This is a genomic window from Streptomyces sp. (assembly GCF_050698815.1).
Classification (GTDB): Bacteria; Actinomycetota; Actinomycetes; order Streptomycetales; family Streptomycetaceae; genus Streptomyces.
The window spans coordinates 1-6,301 of record NZ_JBOHCV010000453.1 but is presented as its reverse complement, the minus strand read 5'-3'; the positions used below and the strand labels follow the sequence as shown (position 1 = coordinate 6,301).

The following is a 6,301-nucleotide window of genomic DNA, read 5'->3' as shown; positions in this document are numbered from 1 at the left end:
CAGCGGGGCGCCGTGCGGGTCGAAGCCGTAGCGGGCGAGCACGCCGGGCAGATAGCCCGGCGCGGTCCCGGGCGTGTAGTACGGGGCCAGCGGCGGGAGCCGGTCCCGCGTGGCCAGCCGCGCGACCCGCTCACGGGCCGTGTCGAAGGCGTTCGCGTACCGCCCGTCGGGCAGCACACCCTGCCGCGCGGTCCACTCCGGCGTGGCCTGCGGCAGCAGTCCGGCGTCGAGCTGGTCCCAGGAAGCCAGGCACCCGGATCCGAGGAAGTGGTGGTTGCCCAGCGCCTCCCGCACACCCAGATCGGTCAGTACGGCCGTCGGGATCGCCCGGTGCAGGGACTCCAGCGCGGCGGTGGAGCTGACGGTGACCAGCAGGTCGGTACGGTCCAGGACCTCGCCCATGTGCCCGTAGACCAGGCGGCAGTTGGCGGGCAGACCGCCGGGCAGCCGGCCGGCGAGCTTCTGGTAGGGCTGTTCCTCGATGTGCGTGGTGTGCTCGCCCGGCCTGCTGCGGAGCTTGATGAGGACCTCGCGGCCGGGGTGCGCCCGGGCGTGCGCGACGGCGCGGCGCAGCAGGTACGCGCGGTCGGCGCGGCCGGCCGGTACGGACGGCTGGGCGGCGAAGACGACCGTGAACGGCTGTCCGTCGCGCGGGCCTTGATAGGGGGCGCCGTCCAGGAAGGGGAGCGCGACCTCGGTGACCGAGTCGTCGTCGGCACCGACTCCGGCGTAGACGGCGCGGAAACGTTCGGCGTCGTAGCGGGAGTTGGCGAGGACGAGGTCCGCACCGTGCCGCAGCAGCAGCCCGTCGGCGAGCTTCTCGTAGACGACGCCGACGTAGCCCGTGACGACGACGGGGCGGCGTCGGGACCCGGCGGCGCCTTCGGACCCGGCGGCCGCCCGGGCCATGCCGTGCAGCATCGCCTGCACCGCGCCGCCGACGCAGGCCAGCACCACCACGTCGTACGGACGGCGACCGCCGGCGGCCCCCGCGCCCTCCGCCGCGCCCACGGCCTCCTGTACGAACCGCACGCCGCTCGTCTCGTTCAGCGAGTCCACCGCGACACCGACCTCGGCGAGCTGCCGGGGGGTCGGGGTCGCGCGGCCGCGCAGCAGCAGTCCGTCGATCCGGGCGCCGGGGACGAGGCGGCGCGCGGTGAGCGCGCCCCATTTCCAGCGCGTGTCGGAATCGGCGAGCACCGCCACCCGCGGTGCGGCGGCGGAATCCGCGGTTCCCAGGGTTTCCGGGGAAACCTGGGCCCCCTGGGATTCAGTGGAAGAGATACGTGAGGGCACGTCCCCGACGTTAGAAAGCGATTCCGGAGACCGGCCCAACGCAAATACAACAGACGGTTAACAGCGCGCCGCCGAACAGCTAACCGAGCGGCCCCACAGTCGCGTTAACCATCCCGCCACACGCCGTTCACCAACGCGTACGTCCCAGGTCACGACAAGGGCCGGGGGGCGCCCCTAAAGTCTGCCGGGTGGTTAAGCTCTCCGTCATCGTGCCGTTCTACAACGTGCAGACATACGCCCCGGACACCCTGCGAAGTCTCCGTGCGAACGCACGGGACGATTTCGAATTCATTCTGGTCGACGACTGCTCGACCGATGGTACTCCAGAGATTCTCACGGATGCCGAACGGGAACTCCCGGGTGCCGTCCTTCGCCGGCATGAACAGAACGGCGGTCTCGCCACCGCCCGCAACACCGGCCTGGACGCGGCCAGCGGTGAATACGTGACCTTCCTCGACGGCGACGACTGGCTGGCCCCGGGGTACTACCCGCGGCTGCTCGCCGCCATCGAGCGGCTGGGCTGCGACTTCGTGCGCACCGACCACGTCCAGTGCACGGCGCGCGCCCGTACGGTCGCCCGCGTCCCGCACGGCCGCCGCGGCGTGGTCATGGACCCGCGCGACGCGATCCTGCCCGCCGACCGCACCACCTCCGTCGACTACGCCTACGCGTGGGCGGGCATCTACCACCGCAGACTCCTCGACGACGGGCTGCTGCACTTCCGGCACGGGCTGCGCACCGCCGAGGACCGGCCGTGGATCTGGCGGCTGCACCGCGAAGCCGACTCCTTCGCCACCCTCGGGCTGCTGGGCGTCTTCTACCGGCGCGGCGTCGCCTCCTCGCTCACCCAGATCGGTGATGTGCGCCAGCTCGACTTCCTCCGCGCCTTCGACCAGGTCATCGACGAGACCGCCCGGGACCGGGACGCGGAGACGTTGCTGCCGAAGGCCGTACGCACCTACTGCGCGATCATTTCCCACCACCTGACCAGCGGAAGGTTCGAACCGCAAGTGGCCCGCAAGCTCCGCTCGTTGAGCGCCGCCGCACTCAAGCGGCTCCCCGCAGGCGTCCTGACGGACGCACTGGACTCCATGGACGCCGAGCGCGCGTCCCGGCTGCGCCGGCTGCGCCGCCGGTCCGCTCCGCTCGCCGGGGAGGCGGCGTGAGCGAGCCGACGCGTACGCAGATCTTCTTCGCCTCCACCCTGTACGGCGCCGCCACCCTCGCCGCCGCACTGGACGCCGGCCACTTCCCGGAGGCCGACCGGCGGCTGCTGCTGGTCAGCAACAACGCCCAGACCCCCGAGACGTCCCCGGCCCTGGACTCCATGCCGGGGTTCGAGCGGCTGCGCGGTCGCTTCGACGGCGTGCTGTCCTGGAACGAGGCCATCCGGCCCTTCCACCCCGGCGGCTGGTCGCCGCGCTCGGACGACGCGCCGATGTGGGAGCGGTACGCGCGGCTGCTGTGGGGCCTCGGCGACGACGAGGTGGAACTCGTCGTCGAATCCATCCAGGTCGAACCCGCCCTCGCCGTCGCCCGCTTGTTCCCCGACGCACCGATCGACGTCTACGCCGACGGCCTGATGAGCTACGGCCCCACCCGCAACAAGCTCGATCCGCTGATCGGTTCCCGGGTACGGCGGCTGCTCCACCTCGACCTGCTGCCGGGCCTGGAGCCGCTGCTGCTCACGGAGTTCGGCGTGCCGGGCGAGGTGGTGTCCACCGACGCGTTCACCTCCGTCCTGGCCGAACTCGCCCAGGACGTACCGCCGAGCGTCGACTCGGCACCGCAGGGGGCGGCGCTGCTGCTGGGGCAGTATCTCTCCGCGCTGGACATCCTCACCGCCGAGGAGGAGGAGCGGCTGCATGTGCGGATGCTGCGCGGCGCGGCCGAACTCGGCCACCGCAACGTCGTGTTCAAGCCGCACCCCGTCGCGCCGGCGCGGTTCTCGCGCGCGCTGGAGAAAGAGGCCGGGGAACTCGGCGTCGAGCTGCGGGTGCTGACCGCGCCGGTGCTGGCGGAGGTGCTCTACGAGCGGATGCGGCCGTCCCTCGTGGTCGGCTGCTTCTCCACCGCCCTGCTGACGGCGGCCTCCTTCTACGGGCTGCGGGTCGCCCGTACCGGCACGGAACTGCTGCTGGAGCGGATAGTGCCCTACCAGAACAGCAACCGGATACCGGTCACGCTCGTCGACGCGCTGCTGCCGGACATCGCCGACGCGTCCGCGGTCGGCGCCTGGAGCGTGCCGGACGCGCGGCACGTGGAAAGTGAACTGACCGGCCTGGTACGGGCGGTGGGTTTCTGCATGCAGGCGCAGATCCATCCGGGGCTGCGCACGGACGCGGAGCGCTATCTGGCCGGGCACCTCGACGCCCGTACCCGCCTCTACTTCAAGCGCCGCCGCCTCACCTCGCTGGCCCTGCCGGGCGCCGTGCCGCGGCAGCTGGCCTTCGTGCCGCGCAACCGTACGGTGCGCAGGGTCGCCCGCCGCGCACGGGCACTGAAGCGGGCCGCGCTCGGCTGAACCCTGAACGGCGTGAAACGGCGAACGTCAACGGGCCTGCCGCCGCAGGCCCGTTGACGTCGGTACAGGTGCGCGACGGCGCTACGGCGCCACGGCGCTACGGGCCGCTCGCGGACCGCTCACGGAGAGCGGCGAGGGCCAGTTCGGTGACAGCGCCGCGGTCCGCGACCACGGACACGGCGGCCCCCTTCTCGTCAGGCTGCAGCGGCTCCAGGGTGGCGAACTGCGACTCCAGCAGGGCGGGGGGCATGAAGTGGTCCTGGCGCCGCCCCATCCGCTCGGCGATCAGTGCGCGGTCGCCGGTGAGGTGGAGGAAGAAGACGTGCGGCGCGGCGCTGCGCAGCCGGTCGCGGTAGGCACGCTTGAGCGCGGAGCAGCTGACCACGCCGCCCAGCCCGGTTCTGCCGCGCGCCCAGTCCCCGATGGCGTCGAGCCAGGGCGCCCGGTCGGTGTCGTCCAGCGGCGTGCCGGCGGTCATCTTCGCGACGTTCGCCGGCGGGTGGAAGGCGTCCGCCTCCGCGTACGGCACCTCCAGCGCCTCGGCGAGGAGAGACCCCACCGTGGTCTTGCCGGTACCGGCCACCCCCATGACGATGACGACGTCAGCGGCAGCCCTCATCACACACCTCGCTGTCCTCAGCTGTCCTCTTCAGACCCGCCCGCCGGGCGGGCCAGGCACACTCAACCTCATTACGTCACACGTATTCAATAGCTCGTCACTTATTGGTCATACTTAATATTCGTGACGGTGACCACGTACGCTGACCCTTCCGAGGCGGAGACCAGGCAGAGACCGGCCGGAGACGACACGGGAGGGCCATGACCAGCCAGGCGGACGGCCGCGGGCGAGGGCGAGGGCTGCACGCACACCTGCTCGACTCACTCGGGCCCGCGATCACCGCGGGCGGGTTTCCGCCGGGCACGGTCCTGCTCACCGACGAGCTCGCAGAACGGTACGAGGTCTCCCGCACCGTGGTCCGCGAGGCGGTGCGGGTGCTGGAGTCCATGCATCTGGTGGAGTCGCGGCGCCGGGTGGGCGTGACCGTACTGCCCACCGAGCAGTGGAACGTCTACGACCCGCAGGTGATCACCTGGCGGCTCGCGGGGTCGGACCGGCCACGCCAGCTGCGGTCGCTGACCGTCCTGCGGTCGGCGGTCGAACCGGTCGCCGCCCGCCTCGCGGCCGAGCTGGCCACCCCCGAGGAGTGCGCGGAGCTGACCGAGCACGCCCTCGACATGGTGCGCACCTCACGCGGTGAGCAGCTCCCGAACTACCTCGTGCACGACATGGCCTTCCACCGGACCGTGCTCCGGGCCTCGCGCAACGAGATGTTCGCGCGGCTCGGCGACGTCGTCGCCGCGGTGCTCACCGGGCGCACCGAGCACGAGGTGATGTTCCGCGACCCGCGCCAGGAGGCGGTCACGATGCACGTACAGGTCGCCGCGGCCGTACGGGAACGGGACGGCGCGACCGCGGAGCGGATCATGCGGACCATCGCCGAGGACGCCTTGGCCGAACTGGACGTCCTCGCGCCGTAGCGGGCTCGGCGGGCCTGGCGGGCCCGGTGGGCTACGCTGGCCAGCGTTCGAACCAGCGCTGGTCCGCCTCCAGTTGGGCGGCCAGGGAGACCAGCAGCGGCTCGCTGCCGGCCGGGCCGAGCAGCTGGGCGCCCAGCGGGAGGCCCGCGTCGGTGAAGCCCGCGGGGACGTTGACGCCGGGCCAGCCCAGCACGTTCCACGGCCACGCGTACGGGCAGTGGGCGATCACCCTCTGGTCCGTCTGCCAGCCCGAGAGGCCGGCCAGCTCGCCGATCCGCGGGGGCGGCGTCGCCGTCGTCGGGGCGAGCACGACGTCGAAGCGGCGGAAGATCCGCCCGACCCGCCGCCGCAATGGCACCTCGGCGGCGCGGGCCGCGCGCAGCACCGGACCGCCCAGCAGCCGCCCGGCCCGGGCGACGCCCTGGGTGCGGGGGTCCAGCAGCGTGGGATCGGGAGTGCGCCCGCTCCACTCCCGCACACCGGCCGTCGCCCGGGGCAGGAAGGTGAGTCCGATCGGCCCGTAGTGCGGGTCGGCCTCCTCGACCTCGTGTCCGAGGGCCGCCAGCCGCTCCGCGAGCGCGGTGACGGCCGCCCGTACCACCGGGTCGAGCTGCTTGCGCGTCGCGGTGAAGGGGGCCTTGGTGGACAGCGCGACGCGCAGCCGCCCCGGGTCCCGGCCGACCGCCGACCGTACGTCCACGGGCGGCGGCCGGTGCAGATCGCCGTCCACGTTCCCGGCGGCCACGTCCAGCAGCAGGGCCGCGTCCTCGACGCTGCGGGCGAGCGGACCGAAGACGGTGAGCCCGTTCCAGGATTCCCGGTCCGGCAGGGTCGAGATCCTGCCGCGCTGCGGCTTGATGCCGACCAGATGACTCCAGGCTGACGGGATACGGATGGACCCCGCACCGTCCGACCCCAGCGCTCCCGCCACCAGCCCGGCGG

At 72.7% G+C, this 6,301-nt stretch carries 6 protein-coding genes; 3 read left to right on the top strand and 3 right to left on the bottom strand.

Going from position 1 to position 6,301, the window contains the following annotated elements; translation table 11 throughout:
• Nucleotides 1-1,200: DUF6716 putative glycosyltransferase (locus tag ACRDP3_RS16495; RefSeq protein ID WP_431517715.1), on the bottom strand; the 1,200-nt coding region annotated here is incomplete at its 3' end.
• A gap of 284 nt (nt 1,201-1,484) precedes the next feature.
• On the opposite strand from ACRDP3_RS16495, the gene ACRDP3_RS16490 reads away from it, so the two are divergent.
• Together ACRDP3_RS16490 and ACRDP3_RS16485 are read left to right on the top strand one after the other, a co-directional pair.
• Nucleotides 1,485-2,462 (top strand): glycosyltransferase family 2 protein, encoded by a 978-nt coding sequence (locus ACRDP3_RS16490; protein ID WP_431517714.1) that lies wholly within the window; start codon nt 1,485-1,487, stop codon nt 2,460-2,462.
• Nucleotides 2,459-3,820, top strand: coding sequence for a polysialyltransferase family glycosyltransferase (locus ACRDP3_RS16485; RefSeq protein WP_431517713.1), 1,362 nt, complete (start codon nt 2,459-2,461; stop codon nt 3,818-3,820). The genes ACRDP3_RS16490 and ACRDP3_RS16485 overlap by 4 nt, the downstream gene beginning before the upstream one ends.
• A gap of 97 nt (nt 3,821-3,917) precedes the next feature.
• On the opposite strand, the gene ACRDP3_RS16480 is transcribed toward ACRDP3_RS16485, so the two are convergent.
• Complete coding sequence (locus ACRDP3_RS16480) at nt 3,918-4,439, bottom strand: gluconokinase (RefSeq protein WP_431517712.1); 522 nt, start codon at nt 4,437-4,439, stop codon at nt 3,918-3,920.
• Between the two features lie 200 nt (nt 4,440-4,639).
• On the opposite strand from ACRDP3_RS16480, the gene ACRDP3_RS16475 reads away from it, so the two are divergent.
• Nucleotides 4,640-5,359 (top strand): FadR/GntR family transcriptional regulator, encoded by a 720-nt coding sequence (locus ACRDP3_RS16475; RefSeq protein ID WP_431517711.1) that lies wholly within the window; start codon nt 4,640-4,642, stop codon nt 5,357-5,359.
• Nucleotides 5,360-5,390: 31 nt separating this feature from the next.
• On the opposite strand, the gene ACRDP3_RS16470 is transcribed toward ACRDP3_RS16475, so the two are convergent.
• Nucleotides 5,391-6,301: amidase family protein (locus ACRDP3_RS16470; protein WP_431517710.1), on the bottom strand; the 911-nt coding region annotated here is incomplete at its 5' end.